Source organism: Arthrobacter sp. Y3221087 (genome assembly GCF_059089905.1).
Map to the genome: position 1 here is coordinate 121,587 of NZ_JBNHFE010000006.1, position 18,342 is coordinate 139,928.

Consider the following 18,342-nt stretch of genomic DNA (forward strand, 5'->3'; position numbering starts at 1 on the left):
GCAATGAAGCGCACAACCCTCGCCGCCATCGCCCTGGCTGTCACTGCCGGCCTCGGCCTGTCCGGCTGCGCCGGCGCGGCCGGGCCCGCTGAACCCCAGAGCCAGGACGGCAAGACCCGCCTGACAGTATCAGTCTGGAACTACGAGGGCACCCCCGAATTCAAGGCACTGTTCGACGGCTACGAGGCCGCCAACCCGGACATCGATATTGAACCAGTGGACATCCTGGCGGATGACTACTCCCAGAAGGTCACCACCATGCTGGCCGGCGGGGACACCACCGACGTCCTGACCATGAAGAACGTCACCGAGTATGCCCGGTACGCCAGCAACGGCCAGCTTCAGGAAATCAACGGCGTGGTGGACAGCATCGGCAAGGAGGACCTCGCCGGCCTGGACGCCTTCGACATTGGCGGCAAGTACTACGCGGCGCCATACCGGCAGGACTTCTGGCTGCTGTATTACAACAAGGACCTGCTCAAGGCGGCAGGCGTGGAAACCCCGGCGGACCTGACCTGGGACGAGTACACCGAGCTTGCCAGGAAGCTGACCACCAAGGCTGACGGCAAAACTGTCTACGGCACTTACCACCACATTTGGCGATCGGTGGTGCAGGCCATCGCGGCCGCACAGAACAACGGGGACCAGATCAGCGGCGAGTACAGCTTCTTCGAAGACCAGTACAGCACCGCCCTGGAACTGCAGAAGAGCGGTGCCACCCTGGACTTTAGTACCGCCAAGAGCCAGAAGATGAGCTACCGCACCATGTTCGAAACCGGCCAGACCGCCATGATGCCGATGGGAACCTGGTACATCGCGGGGGTCCTGCAGGCCAAGAGGGACGGCAAGACCAACGTGGACTGGGGCCTGGCCCCGCTGCCGCAGAAGGAGTCCAACGGCAAGGTCAGCACCTTTGGTTCCCCCACGGCCTTCGCCGTCAACAAGAACGCCGTGCACTCCGAGGAAGCCCGGAAGTTCATCGAATGGGCAGCCGGTGAAGAAGGGGCCAAGGCCGTTTCCAAGATTGGTGTGGTCCCCGCGCTGCAGAACGACGCCGTGACGGAGACCTATTTCCAGCTCGAGGGCCTGCCCACGGACGACTTGTCAAAGAAGGCCTTCGCGCCGGATGAAACCGCCCTTGAGATGCCGGTCAGCGACAAGTCCGCAGCCACGGACAAGATCCTCAGCCAGGAGCATGACCTCATCATGGTGGGCGAACGCTCTGTCAGTGACGGCATCACCGAGATGGGCAAGCGCGTCAAGAGCGAAGTCCTCGGTCAGTAAAAACCCATCATGGCGACTAAGACAATCACTCCGGCCCCGGCTGTCATCAGCCGGGGCAACCGGAAGCAGGCCCGGCGCAACACACTGATCGGCTGGACGTTCATCCTGCCGAACTTCCTGGGATTTCTGGCCTTCACCCTCGTTCCCGTCCTCGCCGCGTTCGCCCTTTCCTTCATGGAGTGGACCTCGTTCACGGCGCCCCGCTGGGTTGGCCTGGAGAACTTCCAGCGGATGTTCCAGAGCGACACCTTCTGGGTGGCGCTGCGGAATACCGCGGTCTACGCCCTGGGGCACGTTCCGCTCACCATGGCCCTGGCACTCGTCCTGGCCATGCTGCTGAACCGGAAACTCAAGGGCATCGGCTTCTTCCGGGTAGCCATCTTCTTCCCGTACATCACCTCCCTGGTGGCGGTGGCTGTCGTCTGGAACATGCTTTTCAGCCCGGACAGCGGCCCCATCAACCAGTTCCTCAACGCCATCGGCATCGCCGAAACCCCGGGCTGGACTTCCAGCTCGGACTGGGCAATGCCTGCCGTTATCATCACCAGCGTCTGGCGGGATATGGGCTACTACATGGTCCTCTACCTTGCCGGCCTGCAGGCCATCCCCACCGAGCTGTACGAGGCGGCCGAAGTGGACGGCGCCAGCGCCTGGCAGCGCTTCTGGAATGTCACCATCCCGTCCCTGCGGCCCACCACGTTCTTTGTGGTGGTCATGCTGACAGTCTCCAGCTTCAAGGTGTTCGACCTGATCGTGGTCATGACCAACGGCGGCCCGGGGCGCTCCACCACGGTGCTGTCCCAGCTCATCTACCAGGAGGGCATCGGCGAAGGAAAGTTCGGCTACTCATCCGCAATCTCCCTGGTGCTCTTCCTGATCGTGCTGACGGTCACCGTCCTGCAGTTCAAGATCCAACAGCGGAGGGAACGCTGATGACCAACATGGCCGAAGACCTCAAGGCCGAGGCACCGTTCATCGGGACCCGCCTGGCACCCGCTGCGGAAGACCGCCGTCGTACGCCCGGTTCCAACCAAGGCAAGCGCTCCCTCCGGGAGCAGAAAAAGCGCACCACCGACATGGTCATTTACGCCGTGCTGGCCGTCCTGGTGGTGGCACTCATGGTGCCGTTCATCTGGATGTTGTCCTCCTCGCTGAAGGAGAACAACCAGGTCCTCACGGTGCCCATCCAGTGGATCCCCACCGAGTTCGTGTGGAGCAACTACACGGACATCTGGACCCGCATCCCCATGATGGGGTACCTGCAGAACTCCCTGTACCTGGCCGTCATCATCACCTGCCTCCAGGTGCTCACCGGGTCCCTGGCCGCCTACGGCTTCTCGAAGGTCCGGTTTCCCGGCCGGGACGTGCTGTTCCTGGCGTACATAGGTACGATCGCCGTGCCCTGGCAGGCCTATATGGTGCCGCAGTACATCATGATGCAGAACCTGGGCCTGACCAACAGCTTCAACGCACTGATCCTGCTCCAGGCGTTCGGAGCATTCGGAGTGTTCCTGATGCGCCAGTACTACATGACCATTCCGGACGAGCTCTGCGAGGCGGCCCGCATTGACGGGCTCAGCGAATACGGCATCTGGGCGCGGGTGATCCTGCCCCTGTCCAAGCCGGCCCTCGCCAGCCTGGCGCTGCTGACGTTCGTGCACACGTGGAACGACTACATGGGCCCGTTCATCTACCTGACGTCCAACCGGTTGTGGACCGTCCAGCTGGGCCTGCGGTCCTTCGTGGGCCAGTTCGACGCGGAGTACGCCATGATCATGACCGGTTCGGTGATCTCCGTGCTCCCCATCCTGATCATCTTCCTGATCGGCCAGCGGTACTTCATCAAGGGCATCGCCACGAGCGGCATGAAAGGATGACGTCCGTGGCACAGCACTCAACGCAGCGGCGCGGCCTCGCAGGCCGCATCCCCAGCCCAGGCTTCGAGACGTTCGGCGGGATCTTCGGCTTCATCTACACCTTCCTGGCCGGAAACGTGCTGATGGCGCTGGCCAATGCCCCGCTGGTGCTGTGCCTGGCCCTGGTGGCGGACCCCACCGCCGCCTGGCCCTTCTTCCTGGCGCTCTCGGTCACCGTTCCGCCGTCGCTCGCCGGCCTGTTTGCCTCCTTCCAGGCACTGAACGACGACGGCGGTGCGGTCAAGCCGGTTGCCGCGTTCCTTCGCGGTTACCGGCGCAGCTTCCGGCGGGAAGCCCCGCTGGGGCTCGCTGCCGTCGCAGTGCTGCTGTTTCTCGGGGTGGATCTGGTGATCGTCCAGTCCATGCCGGCGGCCGCCGTGCTGGTTCCGGTGATAACCGTGGTTGCGGCGCTCACGGTGACCGTCGCGGTGATGGCGATTGTCGGCGTCGTACTCCTCCCCGAGGCAGGCCTTCGAGGCCTGATGAAGGCTTCCCTCTACCTGTCGGTCCAGCGCTGGTACCTGAGCGTGGCCATGCTGGTGCTCCTGGGCATCATCGCCGCGGCCGCCCTGGTGCAGCCGGTCCTCGGCGTGGCACTGGCGCCCGCTCCGCTTTTGTTCGTTGTTTGGAGCAACGCCGCCTACGCCTTCCACACTGCGCTTCGTTCGCCCTGACCATCTTGAGGAATTGATGGAAACTTTCGCGATTGGCGACAAGGACTTTTTGCTTAGCGGCGACCCTTTCCGCATCCTGTCCGGCGCCATCCACTACTTCCGGGTCCACCCTGACCTGTGGACGGACAGGATCCGCAAGGCCCGGCTGATGGGCCTGAACACCATCGAAACCTACGTGCCGTGGAACGAACACTCGCCTACGCCGGGCACGTTTATCCTCGATGGAGGGCTCGACCTCGGAAGGTTCCTGGACCTGGTCCAGTCAGAAGGGATGCGGGCAATCGTCCGGCCTGGCCCCTACATTTGCGCTGAGTGGGACAACGGCGGCCTGCCTGCCTGGCTCTTCACAGATCCAACCATTGGCGTCCGAAGCAGCGAACCGGGCTACCTCTCCGCCGTCGACGCCTTTATGGCCAAGCTGCTGCCCGTCGTGGTGGACCGCCAAATCACCCGCGGCGGGCCGGTCATCCTGTTCCAGATCGAGAACGAGTACGGCGCCTACGGCAACGACAAGGCGTACCTGCAACACCTCGTGGACGAGGCGAAGCGCGCCGGCGTGGAAGTTCCGCTGTTCACCTGCGACCAGCCGTCTGGCAGCATGATCGAAGACGGATCGCTGCCCGCGCTGCACAACACCGGAACCTTCGGCTCCCGCGCCGAGGAGCGGCTTGGGTTTCTGCGGGAGCGGCAACCCACCGGGCCGCTGATGTGCGCCGAATTCTGGAACGGCTGGTTCGACAACTGGGGAACCTACCACCACACCACCGACGCCAGCGCCTCCGCCGCGGAACTGGAGGCGCTGCTGTCCGCCGGCGCGTCCGTGAACATCTACATGTTCCACGGCGGAACCAACTTCGGCTTCACCAACGGCGCCAACGACAAAGGCATCTACGAACCCACCATCACGTCCTATGACTACGACGCACCCCTCTCTGAGGACGGCTTCCCCACCGACAAGTACTTCGCCTTCCGGGACGTCATCGCAAAACACTTCCCGGTCCCCACGGAGGTCCCCGCGCCACGGGTCGACACTGCGGAATCAACGGTGTCCGTCTCCGACGGCGTTTCACTGCTGGACGTCCTGGCAGGGCTTCCGGAATCCGTAGCAGTGGCAGGGCCCCTTCCTGTCAGCGAGGTGACCGGCCAGTACCGCGGCTTCTTCCTCTACGAACGACAATTGACCGGCGGCGGCGTCCTCACCTTCAGTGAAGTCCGGGACAGGGCACAGTTCTTCCTCGACGGAGCACCGCTGGGCACCCTGAGCCGCGAACTCGAAGAGCGTTCGATCGCCCTCCCTCACGCCGGATTGCTGCAAATCCTCGTCGAGGACCAGGGCAGGGTCAACTACGGGCTGCGCATCGGCGAAGCGAAAGGTTTGATCGGACCTGCGCTGCTGGACGGGGATGAGGTGTTGGACTGGAGTATCCGGCCCGTCGACCTTTCGTCGCTGGCCGCCTTCCGGGCCGCCGCCAGCGAGCTTGTGGGGCGCGGCGGTATGGCCGGTCCATCCATGGCTTTCGCAACATTTGAGGCCGACGGGCCAGGCGACCGGTACCTGCGGCTGGATGGCTGGACAAAGGGCAACGCCTTCATCAACGGATTCAACCTGGGCCGCTACTGGAGCCGCGGCCCCCAACGTACCCTCTACGTTCCCGGCCCACTGATCCGACAGGGCAACAACGAACTCGCCATCCTCGAACTCCAGGCCAGCTCCACTCGGGACGTACAGTTTGTGGTCGGCCCGGACTTGGGGCCGGACGAAAAATAGTCGTCACCTCCCTAACCTGTTAGGGCAGATAGCTTGATGGAATATCCATGATCGGCAAAGGGCGGATTAGTGATCGCGTCACGGATGCCTTCCCGCTCCATGGAACTCAACCTGACAGGAGCTTCGAGGCCTCGGTCAACCTGAACGCTGCCCTGCCAGCGCCGTCCTTGTGTCGCGGCGCCCAGACGTAGCTTGACGGAAGGCAGGTCATCGGCGCCTAAACAGGACGAGGCTGATAGAAACCGCTAGTGTCCATTCTTCAATCCAATACAGAACTCGCTATCTCCCTCGCGCTCGGCATCGGCACCTGGGGCATGTTCGGATCCCAGAGCGCCTTCATGTCCGAACTCTTCGGCTCCCGTCAGCGCTACCTCGGAGTGTCCGTCGCCCGAGAAATTTCCGCCGTGATCTCTGGTGGCGTCGCACCCCCTCGGCGCATGGATCATCTCCCTGGTCGTCACCGCGGACGGCGGCCCCGGGGTTGACGGTGCAGGACTGGGTGCCTGGGTACCCATCGCCGCGTACCTGTCACTCCTGACCGTGATCACTATAATCGCTATCTTCTTCACGCCCGAAACCATTGGTCGTGACCTGGACAGCATCAAGGACGCCGTCAACGACCCCGCAAACGTCGCGGCCCACCACAAGGCCGGTCTACGCCAGGACCCACGAACACGAGACTGCCGTCTAGGCAGACGCAAAAGAGCTGTGAATCGTGGGCTGTGGTCATTTTCATCAATGACCACAGCCCCTTGCTCGTCCAGACTCGAACGCCCCCGCACCAACCGGCATAAAGCCAGGAAGAGCAACCCATGGCGGTGAGCACGCTCTCGGAAGTCGCCCACGCGGCAGGCGTTTCACTCTCCACCGCCTCGCGGGTCCTCAACGGCTCCATGAGGAAACCCGGCCACGACATCGCCGACCCCTACTTTGCCGGCATAGCCTGCGGCGTCCAGCAGGCCGCGCGTGAGCAACAAAAGAGGGTCCTGCTGGCAACCACCGACGGCACACCAGACGTTGAATGCGCCGCCGTCGCGGGCGTTCGCGGCCCATCGGACGGATTCCATCGTCATTGCCGGCTCACGATCCAGCCGGCAGCAGGACCAAGGAAGCAACGCCCAACTGGCGGCAGAACTTGACCGTTACTGCCGTAACGGCGGACGGGTGGGCGTCATTGGGTATCCCATCATTGGGGCAACGGCATCCGAGGGCTACCACGTGGTTCCTATACCCAACGAGGAACTAGGGCGTCTCCTAAAGCCTGGGTTAGTTGTTCGGGATGCTGGACGGGTGTCTCGTACTTCTGTTCTGACTGATGGTCAGTGGGCCCGTATTCAGCCGTTGCTGGCGGCTTCTGATGGCCGCCGCGGTCGTCCGTTCCGGGATGACCGGCCGTGGTGGAAGGCATCATTTACCGATACCGGTGCGGGATCGCCTGGCCTGACGTGCCTGCCGAATTCGGGCATGGCAGACGATCTGGAAGCGGCACCGCCGCTACAGCGTGACGGTACCTGGGACAGGATCCTGGCCGGGCTGCTAACGGTCGCAGACGCTCAAGGCGAAGTGGACTGGTCAATTTCGGTGGACTCGACGGTCAACCGCGCCCACCAGCACGGCACCAATCTTCCGCGCGTCACAGGGGGACCGGTCGAATTACATGAATCTGTTTGGTGAACCGGATGATCATGCCATTGGCCGTTCCGCGGCGGACTGAGTACCAGGATTCACGCCCTGGTCGATGGCAAGGGCAGGCCACGCACCCGCCCGGACCGTGTCCGCGGTGACAAGGCCTACTCATCCAAGGCAATCCGGACCCACTCGCGCGACCGCGGCATCACCGCTGTCATCCCGCAACCATCTGACCAGATCGGGCCACCGGAAGCGGCGCGGGTCCACGGAAGGCAGGCCTCCGGCCTTCGACAAAGAGGACTACAAAGCCCGCAGCGTCGTCGAACGGAACTTGGAAAAAGGCACTGACCTGCCGAAACACTGTGCCCGAGGTGGGACTCGAACTGTCTTCCAAGCCCTGCAAACACTGGGAACCCGCGAAAACATGCGGAATCCTAGCCAGTCCGAAGGCTGTTTGGCCCAGTACGAGACGAAAAGTGTGGACATTGTCCACACCCCCTTTCGGGGGCGCTGGAGGCCTACCGGGGCACCAGATGCCTGGAAATCTCGGCGGCAGAGTCCAGCAAGTCGATAGTGCCCGCGGCGACTCCGACGACGAGGTCGAAGCCTTCATCCGTGGTGAAGTCATGCCGGTAACCGTTGATCCACAGCAGCAGCACCATGAGCGTCCACGCCGTCCGTTTGTTGCCATCAATGAGTGGATGGAACCGGGCGACCGACTCCAACAAGGCAGCCGCCTTCACCGCGAGTTCCGGATAGGCTTCCGCGCCCATGACAGTCGTAGCCGGCCTGGCCAATGCCGAGGCCAACAACCCAACATCACGGATATGGAAGCCGTAGCGATCAACTACCTGAAGTGCATCCTCAATGTCCAGGTACGCTGTCACGCGTCTTCAAGGCGCTTCAGCAGATCAGCGTCATGACTCATAACAAAATCAAGACCTGCGCTGATTTCACGTCGGCGCGCGTGGCGCTGCAGAACCAACTCGGCTCCCTGCAACAGAAGCGCGGACTTGGACGTATGTTCCTCGGCAGCCAACTTCTCCAGCCGCCGATCGAGGTCTTCAGGGACACGAAGATTCATAGCCATGCCCTCATGGTACCAAACCGGTACCCGCCCTTGACTGAGCTGCAGCCTCGCTAATTGGACCAGACTCACCCGAGCAGGGCCTCGGTGTCTTGGAAAGCTCTGTCGTTTTTCAAGACGCTAGGCTGCTGAACCCAGAAGTGTCTGTCCTTCCGACCTCGCTCTAATCCCCTAGAGCCGACACCCGCTCACCTGTCTCATAACCAAGGATGAGTACCAGAGGTGAGTTCAGGTGGTGAGTGCAACACCCTGAATTCTGTGGGGTGTCGTCGATGGGCAGGCCGTGGTCGCCGTTGGGTGTTCGATTAGCGTTCTGGCAAGGGCTGGATGCCGGGCTGTCGGTAGCCGTAGCGGCGCAGGCCGCGGGGGTGTCGCGTCCGACTGCGTACCGGTGGTTGAGCGACCATCAGAAGGTGTTGCCATCGCCGGTTCCGGATTTCAGTGTGCCCCGTGCAGGGCTTTTGTCGTTGCGTGAGCGGGAAGAGATCGGATTTCAGCTTGCCCAGGGCCATGGAGTGCGTCGTATTGCCGCCATTCTGGGCCGGGCTCCGTCGACGATCAGCCGGGAGGTCACGAGGAACCGGGTCAGTGACCGGTATTCGCCGTCGCTCGCGCAGGAGCAGACGTGGGCTCGTGCCCGCAGGCCGAAGCAACGGAAGTTGGACGGGTTAGCGTTACGGGAACAGGTCACCACGATGCTCACCGACCGGTTCAGCCCGGAACAGGTCGCTGGCCGACTGAAGATGGAGCATCCGGAGAATCCGGAGATGCAGGTGTCACACGAAACGATCTATCAGGCCCTCTACGTCCAGGGCCGCGGATCCTTGCGCCTCGAAGTTGCGACGGCGCTGCGGTCCGGACGGGTGAGTCGGCGCCCGCAAAGGCCGGAGGGTCCTCGCCCGCAACGGTTTCGGGAGATGGTGATGATCTCTGACCGGCCGGCCGAGGTCGAGGACCGCGCCGTTCCCGGCCATTGGGAAGGGGACTTAATCATCGGTTCGACGGCATCGAAATCCGCGATCGGGACCCTCGTCGAACGCACTACGGGATACGTGATGTTGCTGCATCTGCCTCGGGACCACACCGCCCGCACCGTTGCCCAGGCCATGATCACCGCGATGAATACCCTCCCCGAGCAGCTGCGCCGTTCGACGACCTGGGATCAAGGAGCGGAGATGTCCCGGCATCAGGAGATCACGATGGCGACCGGTATGCCGATCTACTTCTGCGACCCGCATTCGCCCTGGCAGCGCGGCAGCAACGAAAACACCAATGGGCTCCTCCGCGAGTACTTCCCGAAAAGCACCGATCTGTCCTTCCACGGGCCCGGAATCCTCGAGAACGTTGCCGCGGAACTCAACCGCCGGCCACGCAAACGACACGGCTACCGAACGCCGGCAGAAGTCCTCGCCGAGCTAGTCTCGAACCCAGTCAACTAAATCCGGTGTTGCACTCACCACCTGAACTCGCCAGATTCTGGCTACGAAGTTATGAGACATAGTTACGAGAATCGCCCTTGCCATCGCGCGTACAAGATTCCAAAGAAAATAAGCGACCCTGCAGGTCAGACGTCTCTCCGCGGAAATGAGACATCTCATTTCCCAAGGGATACGAGACAAAGTAGCGTGTAGCGTTCAGTTCATGCCAATCGATAAAAATGACAGAGGGGCACAGCTTCGTGAGTATCTGAACGACGCCCGCGAAGCAATCTTGTGGAAGTGTGAGGGCTTGAGTGATGCCCAAGCGCGTACTCCCCTGACTCCGACAGGCACCCATGTCATGGGCCTACTGCTCCACCTGGCCGTCACCGAATCCCAGTACTTCATTTCATGTCTTGGACGGGAAATTGAGAACCCCGTTATCCGGGGCGTTATCGAAGCCGAGGACCCCCAGGCAGCCTTCCTCCCGCCGCCGGATATGACGCTGGTCGATGCGGTTAAGATCTATCGGGAGACAACCGTCGCAGCCGATGCAGTGCTCGATGAATTGGAGCTGGATTCACCGGCCTTGGTGCAGTGGTGGATAAAGCATCGGCACACTACGGTGGAACGCCTTCTGGTGCATATGATCGCCGAGTCTCACCGTCATGCCGGACACTTGGACATCGTGCGCGAGCAATTGGATGGTTTCATTGGTTTGCGCCCATCCGCGCCGAACATTCCAGACCTCACGCCCGATCAGTGGGAAGAGCAGCGTCTGCGGATGAAAGAGCTAGCCGACGGGGCTTAGGGCATCGTCGGTCGTTCTGGGCTATCCGGCCGGGCGCCGCTACCTGCGAGAAAGAAAGCGAGACAGTTCCCTCGGTTTCGAGACCTGTCTGTGCATTTGTGAATAGCAGTACCGAGCGAAAGAGAACTTGCGCATAGGAGGTCCGGACACCCGTGGTCACGCATCAACGCCCGTCAGTCAACCCTCAACGCTGGTGGGGCTCGGGGGCGAGAGACGATCCCTGTCCCTTTCCTGCTGATGAGCAGCGCACTCACGTACGAATGGTCCGGGCGGCCACTCCTGCATGGGATGGGCAATGAGGGGCAACACGCCTGCCGCGGCGACGGGAGCTTCCCGGCCGGGACGAAGATGCACGCCCCTATCAGGAGATAAGCGGTGATATACCAAGGCATCAGTTCGATAACCGGGTCCTGGGACAGTCCAAACACCAGCAGCGTCAGTGATGCGACCATGACGCAGACCGCGGTGAAGGCCCATGGGCGGCGGACAGGGTCCGGTCTAGCATCCCCCAATGTCATGGACCGCACTCTACCGGCATCAGTGCGTCCCCGAACCCTAACCTTTGACGCGGCCGGCCACGTGACGGCACCAAGAAGCATGGTGATCCCATGTTTCTGACCTCTTTGAACTTTTTCCTCAAATTACGGAACCGGCAAGGGTGACCGGACACTATGAGGTATGGGTGAGGAATTGGATGTCTCGGACGAAGCGTTGTGGCGTCAAGTTGTTAGTGGAGATGGTGATGCGTTCGGGGAGCTTTTCGATCGCCATTACGACAGGGTATGGCGGCACGCTTTAAACGTGCTGAGAATCCCACATGTGGCTGAGGACGTCGTGGCTGTGGTCTTTTATGAGGCGTGGCGAAGGCGGGCCAACATCCGCATAGTCAATGACTCCATTTTGCCCTGGTTGCTGATAACCACGAACAACACGCTGCGTAACCATGTCCGCCAGCAACGCCGCTACAGACACTTCCTAAACCTGCTCCCACCACCGGAAGATTCAGCCGATATCGCCGAAAGCATCGCTGACGCTGACGAATCCCAGCTCCAAGCTTCTGCCCTCCGGGAAGCGTTCGCGCAGCTCAGAGCGCCGGAGCGGGACGTTCTCACCCTGTGCGTTGTGGAAGGCATGGGAGCAAAGGAGGCGGGTGCCGCACTCGGTATCGCCGACGGAACAGTGAAATCCCGCCTCCACCGCGCCAAATCAAGACTCGGAACCTTGTACAACCAGGTCATGCATGAAGCAGAACCTCAAACACAGACGACTCTCGGATGGAGAACATCATGAGCACACGCCAGTTCCAAACTGACCGGCGGGACGCTTTGCGTAAGCAGCTCGTCGAGCTGCCAACGCTGGCCGGCGCCGATAATCCCCTCCGTTACAAGCCTGGAAAAACAGCGCTATCCGGCCGTCTGCATCAAGATACCCGCTTGCCGCTGAAAGACAAGCCAACGCCTCGTCCCAGAATCGCCAGGCGTGTCCTACTCGGAGCCACTGCGGCAGTTGTCGGCACACTGGCCGTAGGACAGATCAGCGTCACTGCCCAAAGCGCCCACGCCGCTGATGTTCTCAGGGCCACGGCAGCACAAACAATGACGTTTGTAGACCCGGTAGCCAAGCCGGGCGAATATCTGCTTGTCCACACACATGCCAATTGGCGTTTCTCCAGCCAGGACGCTTCTGGCAATATCAGCACGGGAATGAACGCACAAACCATTGACGTCTACGTCCCGGGGAACCGTGACGAGGACTGGGTGCTCGACCGTGACTGGGGGAGCATCGGCCCTGCACCCGTGGATGATGAGGTAATCCGGGCCAAAGACGGGCACTTTTATGGGGGCCCTTGGACACCGCTCAACGATGAAGAGCTAGACGCCCTGCCGCGGGACGGGCAGGCTTTGTACGACCACTTCAACGCCCAGTATCAAGGCGGTTCCGCCTCCCGGGACGAGAACAACTTTGTCCGAATCACTGATCTCCTCAGGCTGGGTCTCGTCCCCGCTGACCTCCGATCCGGGCTCTACGATGCTTTGGCCCTGATCCCCGGCGTGACCGCCAGCGAACAAGCGAACTTTGACGGCAAGGTTGGCATAGCCATCGGCCGAACTGAACCTCTCCGTGCAGGAGAAAGGGCAGAAATAATCATTGACCCGGACACAGGCCTGGTCATCGGCGAACGAACAATCATGACGGTGGCAGCCTTCGGCTTCGGCTCCAACGACGTCGTCGGCCACACAGCCATCGACTACCGAATTGTGGACGAAGCACCTCGATGAAAAGGATGCCGATCCTATTTCGCTAGAGTTCCCTACGAGGACTGACGAATTTATTCTCCTCGCCCTGATTTGGTGCTCGTAACCTCGGCGCCTCGAAACCTTAGCCTTTTGAGGCGGAAGGATTGACCCGAAAAGTCCTTACTGCTCCTATTAGCTTCCCTCAGCTACCGGACTGCCCGGTCCGGCAGGCAGCAGTGGCAGGTCAGATCCAAGCGTGCAGCACTCCCTTGGGGAGTTCCCCGAGGGAGTGCTTGCAACGATTTGATGCACTCGGCACATCACCCTTGGCGACGAACCGACACGCCCCTGCGGCGCCCCGGACTCAGGGGATGATGCGCTGGTCGCGGAGGTCCTGAAAGATGCTCATGAACATGTCCTCGGTGTTCACGTACTCGTGGAAGCCGGCGCGGCGGGCCTTGGAACTGTCGGAGAGGACGTCGTAGTCCCAGGCGAAGACGAAGTCCCCGAAGACCCATGAGGATACGTCGCTATAAGGGATGGATTCGAGGTCATGTTTCGCCACCATGGCGTCCCACAGCTCCGACTTGTCGTCCATGATCGTTGCCAGGGACATGGGCAGGGGCGGGGCCGTGTCGAGATCGAAGAACGCTGCGATCTTGGGCCACATGTGTTCCCACCGGAACAGGTCACCATTGGTGATGTTGTAGGCCTGATTCGCGCAGGCCGGGTCCGTGGCGGCCCAGACCGTGGCTTTGGCGAGAAGCCCCGCGTCGGTCATCTCGATCAGGCTGGTGTACGCTCCGGGCTTGCCAGGGAAACGCAGCGGAATGCGGAGCTCTTTGCTGATGGAGGCGTAGACCCCGATGACCATGGCGAGGTTCATCGGGTTCCCCAGTCCGATCCCGCACACCACCGATGGGCGCAGCGCCGACCACGTCCAAGCCTTGCCGGCCTGCTGGGATTCGAGGAACTGCTGCTGGTCGACGTTGAACTCCGGTGGCATGTGCGCCGGGGCGTCCTCCTTGGCCGGCGTCGCGAAGGGACCCAAATGCGCCCCGTACACCTTGTACCCCTGCATCAGCGACACGTGCTCCAGACTAGGGGACGCCGCTTCGATGACCTCGACCGTGTTCACGAGCATCGCAAGGTTCGGCGGAACAAGCTCCGCCCACGTCGGCCGGTCCTGATACGCGGCGTAGAACGCGTGCGTCACCCCCACGAGGTCAGAGAGCTTAGCTACGGTGTCATCCCGATCGAGCAGGTCGACTGCGATATGCCGGACCCGGCCGGAACTAATCCCTCCGCGGCGAGACAGGCCAATGATGTCCCAGTCACCCAACTGCTCGAGGTGACTGACCAGATTCCCGCCAATCACTCCGCGCGCCCCGACAACCACTGCTGTTTTTGAACTCATGTCCCTGCTCCTCTGAATCCCAAGCATCGTCATATCGCTTATTACCGATCTAAGCAGTATCACGACATCGACAGATCGGGAAGAACCGATATGCTGGTGGGGTGAATGAGTTGAGCGAGGACGAGCTGGTGCAGGTGTTCAAGGCCCTGGGCCATCCAACACGTCTGTGCATCATGCGATGGCTGAAGGATCCAAAATCCTTCCCTCCGCAGGAGCAACCGGCCGAGGAGGTCGGTGTGTGCCTCAAGCACATCCAGGCACGGGCTGGGGTGTCCCAATCCACCGCGTCACAGTTCATGGCCATCCTGCAACGCGCCGACCTTGTCACTAGTCGACGCATCGGCCCGTGGACGCACTACCAGCGCAACGAAAAGCGCATCGAAGAAATCGGTGGCACGCTCCTCACCACCATCTGAAAGAACCGGCTAGAGGGACTGCCTCTGAGGAGATCCTTTACCGGGCGCTGCCGTGCGTACAGAGGCTGGTAACAGCGCCGAGGGAAGATTCATGCCTGGCTGCGCGCTCCACGGCCGGCTTTCGCGCGGCTGTATGTCGCGGTCAACACTCGACGCGTGTGTTCGAGAATTTGGACGTAAGACCTAATTAGCTCCGCGGAGGATAGAATCCGGCTCGCTGTGTCGTCGCTGCCGTGCCACCAAAGAAGTACTCCCGGCTGCCCTCCGGAAGCGGTGAGACCGGCGACTTGTTCTCGAGGATTAGCGACTGACCGCCGAACTGATTCTGGAGATAAACATAGAACGCATCGACGACGTTCGTGCTGATCGTTTCTTCTTCCCCGCTGAGCTCCGGGTCTCCTGGCTGCCGGTATGTGACGACCGGCGAATCCAGAATGACGAACCCTGGGTGTCGGTAGCCGCGGCGGAGACAGTACTCCGCAAGAGACACGTTAAAGAGCGCACGGAGAATCGAGCGAACACCCTTGCCTCGCACCCGGCGGACGCGTTGGTCGACGACCAAGTCGCGCTCACTTGTGGAGTAGTGGACGGTGCTGTCGTTGGAGAAAGACCATTGCCGGAGGATTTCCTGTGCCACCATGTCGAACTGATGCAGGTCAGCTGACACGATCGGGACCTCGGTTGAGGTTTTTGGCTTGTCGACTTGCCCTGTCGCCGTCCGTAGCGCGAGGAGGTTCAAGAGTCGATTGTGGGTGTCGATCTCACGCTCCACACGAGACCTAGTCTCAAGAAGCGGTGACAGCTCCCCACCCGGCGTCTTGATCTCGGTGTCGAGGCGGCGAATCTGAGCAGTGAGCTGCGCGTTGTCGTCTGAGAGCGCACTAGCGCGCACGATAATTTCTTGATGTTCGGCCCGGATGGAGCTGATCGTCTCTTCAAGATTCGTTCGCAGCGACACAATCTTGTGCTGCTCGGAAACGATGGCGGCGGTGAACGTCGCCGGCTCATCTGTAGCGAGCGGAGATTCGGGCCAGTGCTGATGCGCTGGCTCTGCTCCACAGAACGGACAACTCCCGTCTTCCTCGACCACGAGCACATCGGATGCCTGAGCAAGCATCTCAAGGCGGGAGAGGTCGGACTCGTACTGGGTATGAAGGAGCCCGAATCGTGCTTCGAGGCTGCCGAGTTCGTCTTGGCGCTCGACGAAACTGGCCAGGGTTTTCGTATTCGCTGCGCGACGCAGCACGAGCTCGTCACGCTCAGAACTGACGTCGTTCATCGCCTTGCTCGCAGCAATCAGCGAATCGTTCAGACGCGCGAGTTGGTCATGAAGCTGATCGACAGGCGAGGATGCGGCAAGCTCTTGCTCTAGATCCGCGATGACCTGATCGAGGATTTCTAGTTTGTTGGCCGAGATCTTCTTCAACTCAGCAGCCTTAGGAATCGGCGTCAGCCCGGAATCATCTTGACCTTGAATGAACATGCGGAAGATTGCAGCTTCCACGGGGCGATGCTGGTACTGCCCAAACTCAATGGGCGAACGCTTGGTAAGAATTGTCTCTTCGTCGACCGCAGCGAGACGGATGACATCCCGCCATTGCAGCGGACGAGTCTCGTTGTATTGACTGGTTCGAACCACAGACCCGTCGAGGTCAATAAGCGAGAGCAGATACCGCGAGACGCTTCGCGGATCCGTCGATACATGCTTCGGTACTAAGTACTCTGGCGCCGGCTCTGTCATCAGTTCGCGAAGGTCCTCTTCGACTAGACCGATGCGCCCACCGTCGAAGTCACGAACAAGCGTGACGATGTTGCCCTCAGCTGTTCGAACGCCAAGGTGCACATACTGGTATCCCTGGGCCTCGTCTGGTAGCTCGATCGTCTGTGCCATTCCGAACGCATAGCTGAGGAGGTCGAAGACATGGGACTTGCCGGTGTCGGAGGCGCCGTGGATCACCGTGAGTCGATGACCAAACTCAATGGTGGCCGGGGCAACATTATTGCCGACCGCGGTGAGGTGAATGAGGTGGAGTCGACTAACCATGGTGCTCATGCCCGTTCAATTGTTCAAACTCCTCAGCCCAGCTTCCGAACACGACAGCGAGCCTGGCCCTGATGTCATCGTCGTCGAGGCCCCCGAACGTACCGGCCGCCCAAGCGCACCGTGCCCGCAAGTTTGCGAGGTAGATCGCGTCCATCGAGTCAAGGAACGGGCGAGCATCCTCGCTCGCCCGGTAGTAGATCCCAGCAGTTGTCAGATCTCTGGCAATCAGTCCGCGCGCTCCCATGATAGTAATTCCCTCGCGAATGAGGTCCCGCTTAACGCCAAGCTCACCGACTCGACCTGGAATCTCCGGGTGAAGGCTACTTGCACCGGCGAAGTCACTGCTGTGGAGCACAACGTGATCGAGGAGAACGATGCGGGCGAGATCGGCGCGCTCTGGATAAAGAGCGGTGAGAAGCGCTACGACTCGAATGCCGATCTCAAGCGGGCTGTTCAGCAACTGCGTCATATGTCAGCGACCCAGGTGAGTCGGTCGTCGTTGGCGAGCTGATGGCAGATACCCCGTCTATCGGCTGGCTCAGTAACTTGAATAAGGGCGTTAGCGCTCAGTTGTGCGTTTACCGCTTGCTCGAGCGTGTAACGGAGGCGCTCCAATCCATCGGTGTGTTCAGCTTCGGCGGTCTCAACAACCGCGTCGAACAGCTCGCTTTGTAGCCCTTTGAAGGTGTTCGGAGGCACTTGATCGCGCGCGAATGTGCGAAGTGCCTCAGCTCGGAAGAAACTCTCGCGCTGTCGCTGGAGGTGCACACCGGCCTTGCTATGTACCTCGGCGGACGCAATGCTGTCGACGGTCACATACCGCTCCTGGTACGCGTCGAGAAGCTTCGTCAGATACACAAGTTCCTTAGGGCTGACAATCTGCGGCGGGTCTTCGAAAGTGGGGCGATCAGGAAGTCCGCCTCCGAAACGAGCGGAGTGGTACGGGGTCGCCTTGTGCTGATCTAGCAACGCCAAGACTTCAACCGCGCCGAACATTGAGAAGTCAGTCGCGCTGGCAAGCGCGTGCACGGCGCCCCGAGTGTCGTCGTCGAGTTCCTTGAACGGTTTGGCCCCGCTGGACTCGACCTGCTCAAGAAACTTCGCGCGTAGCTGGGTCGGCGTCGAGATCAGGTGCGCCAGATTCGTGCCCAAACCATGAGGAGCAATGAAGCTATAGCTCGACGGCAGTGTGTAGAGCGGCGTAAGCACAGGAAGAAGGAAGACCTTCAGCATCTCCGGCCACGCGTTCGAGGGCGTCAGGCTTTTGTCGTAGTGCTTCCCTTGGAAGCAGTCCCACTCATCCTCGAAGCCTCGATCAGTCTTAAAGCCCGCGACGTCGACCCCTCGGTCACCTGAGCCGCCGAAACGCCGAACTCCGACGTACTTGGGAGACAGACCCGTCGCCCACTCCTCGATGAAGACCTCCCATTCATCCGGATCGTAGGTCTGAATGACCTTTCGCGGGGCAATACGAGGTCCATGCTCGGCGTGAGCTGCGGTTAGCACTGTGGGCGGGGTTGGGGGCCGGAGGTCACTCACGCTGATCTCATCCCTTAATCCCATATGCCCAAGTTAGCGGACACGCGGCATCCGGCCAGACACGACACTGGGCGATGCCCGTATAAGGATCGTTCATCGTGC

The 18,342-nt window shown here is 61.1% G+C and carries 16 protein-coding genes and 2 pseudogenes; 12 read left to right on the forward strand and 6 right to left on the reverse strand.

All coding sequences use genetic code 11. The features are described 5' to 3' along the window. Positions 1–3: 3 nt before the first annotated feature. The 7 genes and pseudogenes from AC5RUO_RS16660 to AC5RUO_RS16690 form a co-directional block, all read left to right on the forward strand. The gene (locus tag AC5RUO_RS16660) at positions 4–1,284 is read left to right on the forward strand and encodes an ABC transporter substrate-binding protein (RefSeq protein WP_494104089.1); all 1,281 of its coding nucleotides are present in this window, start codon (positions 4–6) and stop codon (positions 1,282–1,284) included. Between the two features lie 9 nt (positions 1,285–1,293). After that, positions 1,294–2,217, forward strand: a complete 924-nt coding sequence (locus tag AC5RUO_RS16665) for a carbohydrate ABC transporter permease (protein ID WP_494104090.1) — start codon at positions 1,294–1,296, stop codon at positions 2,215–2,217. Next, complete coding sequence (locus tag AC5RUO_RS16670) at positions 2,217–3,161, forward strand: carbohydrate ABC transporter permease (protein WP_494104091.1); 945 nt, start codon at positions 2,217–2,219, stop codon at positions 3,159–3,161. Before AC5RUO_RS16665 ends, AC5RUO_RS16670 begins: the two co-directional genes overlap by 1 nt. Next, positions 3,158–3,874: a hypothetical protein gene (locus AC5RUO_RS16675; protein WP_494104092.1), complete on the forward strand. Its 717-nt coding sequence runs from the start codon at positions 3,158–3,160 to the stop codon at positions 3,872–3,874. The genes AC5RUO_RS16670 and AC5RUO_RS16675 overlap by 4 nt, the downstream gene beginning before the upstream one ends. 16 nt (positions 3,875–3,890) lie before the next feature. After that, on the forward strand, positions 3,891–5,642 hold the full coding sequence (locus tag AC5RUO_RS16680; protein WP_494104093.1) for a glycoside hydrolase family 35 protein: 1,752 nt from the start codon (positions 3,891–3,893) through the stop codon (positions 5,640–5,642). Positions 5,643–6,454: 812 nt separating this feature from the next. After that, a pseudogene (locus tag AC5RUO_RS16685) lies at positions 6,455–6,896 on the forward strand (LacI family DNA-binding transcriptional regulator); the annotation flags it as partial. Between the two features lie 36 nt (positions 6,897–6,932). Further along, a pseudogene (locus AC5RUO_RS16690) lies at positions 6,933–7,599 on the forward strand (IS5 family transposase); the annotation flags it as partial. 190 nt (positions 7,600–7,789) lie between these two features. Here AC5RUO_RS16690 and AC5RUO_RS16695 read toward each other — a convergent pair. After that, on the reverse strand, positions 7,790–8,158 hold the full coding sequence (locus AC5RUO_RS16695; RefSeq protein ID WP_494011102.1) for a type II toxin-antitoxin system death-on-curing family toxin: 369 nt from the start codon (positions 8,156–8,158) through the stop codon (positions 7,790–7,792). Then, positions 8,155–8,361 (reverse strand): ribbon-helix-helix protein, CopG family, encoded by a 207-nt coding sequence (locus tag AC5RUO_RS16700; protein ID WP_229666519.1) that lies wholly within the window; start codon positions 8,359–8,361, stop codon positions 8,155–8,157. The genes AC5RUO_RS16695 and AC5RUO_RS16700 overlap by 4 nt, the downstream gene beginning before the upstream one ends. Positions 8,362–8,630: 269 nt before the next feature. On the opposite strand from AC5RUO_RS16700, the gene AC5RUO_RS16705 reads away from it, so the two are divergent. The 4 genes from AC5RUO_RS16705 to AC5RUO_RS16720 all read left to right on the forward strand — a co-directional run bounded on the left by AC5RUO_RS16705 (position 8,631) and on the right by AC5RUO_RS16720 (position 12,866). After that, positions 8,631–9,797 carry an IS30 family transposase gene (locus AC5RUO_RS16705; RefSeq protein ID WP_494104115.1) on the forward strand — a complete coding sequence of 389 codons (1,167 nt, stop codon included), beginning with the start codon at positions 8,631–8,633 and terminating at the stop codon, positions 9,795–9,797. Positions 9,798–9,999: 202 nt separating this feature from the next. Beyond that, positions 10,000–10,587: a DinB family protein gene (locus tag AC5RUO_RS16710; RefSeq protein ID WP_494104094.1), complete on the forward strand. Its 588-nt coding sequence runs from the start codon at positions 10,000–10,002 to the stop codon at positions 10,585–10,587. Positions 10,588–11,265: 678 nt separating this feature from the next. Next, entirely contained in the window at positions 11,266–11,877 is a 612-nt protein-coding gene (locus tag AC5RUO_RS16715; RefSeq protein WP_494104095.1) for an RNA polymerase sigma factor, read from the forward strand. Then, positions 11,874–12,866 carry a hypothetical protein gene (locus tag AC5RUO_RS16720; protein ID WP_494104096.1) on the forward strand — a complete coding sequence of 331 codons (993 nt, stop codon included), beginning with the start codon at positions 11,874–11,876 and terminating at the stop codon, positions 12,864–12,866. Before AC5RUO_RS16715 ends, AC5RUO_RS16720 begins: the two co-directional genes overlap by 4 nt. Positions 12,867–13,188: 322 nt before the next feature. On the opposite strand, the gene AC5RUO_RS16725 is transcribed toward AC5RUO_RS16720, so the two are convergent. Then, positions 13,189–14,241 carry an SDR family oxidoreductase gene (locus AC5RUO_RS16725; RefSeq protein ID WP_494104097.1) on the reverse strand — a complete coding sequence of 351 codons (1,053 nt, stop codon included), beginning with the start codon at positions 14,239–14,241 and terminating at the stop codon, positions 13,189–13,191. A 101-nt stretch (positions 14,242–14,342) separates the two neighbouring features. On the opposite strand from AC5RUO_RS16725, the gene AC5RUO_RS16730 reads away from it, so the two are divergent. Continuing rightward, positions 14,343–14,657: an ArsR/SmtB family transcription factor gene (locus AC5RUO_RS16730; RefSeq protein WP_494053336.1), complete on the forward strand. Its 315-nt coding sequence runs from the start codon at positions 14,343–14,345 to the stop codon at positions 14,655–14,657. A 187-nt stretch (positions 14,658–14,844) separates the two neighbouring features. Here AC5RUO_RS16730 and AC5RUO_RS16735 read toward each other — a convergent pair whose 3' ends face one another. The 3 genes from AC5RUO_RS16735 to AC5RUO_RS16745 are packed head-to-tail and all read right to left on the reverse strand — an operon-like array spanning position 14,845 to position 18,264. Further along, a complete protein-coding gene (locus tag AC5RUO_RS16735) occupies positions 14,845–16,710 on the reverse strand; it encodes a hypothetical protein (protein ID WP_494104098.1) in 1,866 nt (621 codons plus the stop codon). Beyond that, entirely contained in the window at positions 16,694–17,170 is a 477-nt protein-coding gene (locus AC5RUO_RS16740) for an ABC-three component system middle component 2 (protein WP_494104099.1), read from the reverse strand. The genes AC5RUO_RS16735 and AC5RUO_RS16740 overlap by 17 nt, the downstream gene beginning before the upstream one ends. Beyond that, positions 17,167–18,264: an ABC-three component system protein gene (locus AC5RUO_RS16745; protein WP_494104100.1), complete on the reverse strand. Its 1,098-nt coding sequence runs from the start codon at positions 18,262–18,264 to the stop codon at positions 17,167–17,169. The genes AC5RUO_RS16740 and AC5RUO_RS16745 overlap by 4 nt, the downstream gene beginning before the upstream one ends. Between the last annotated feature and the right edge of the window lie 78 nt (positions 18,265–18,342).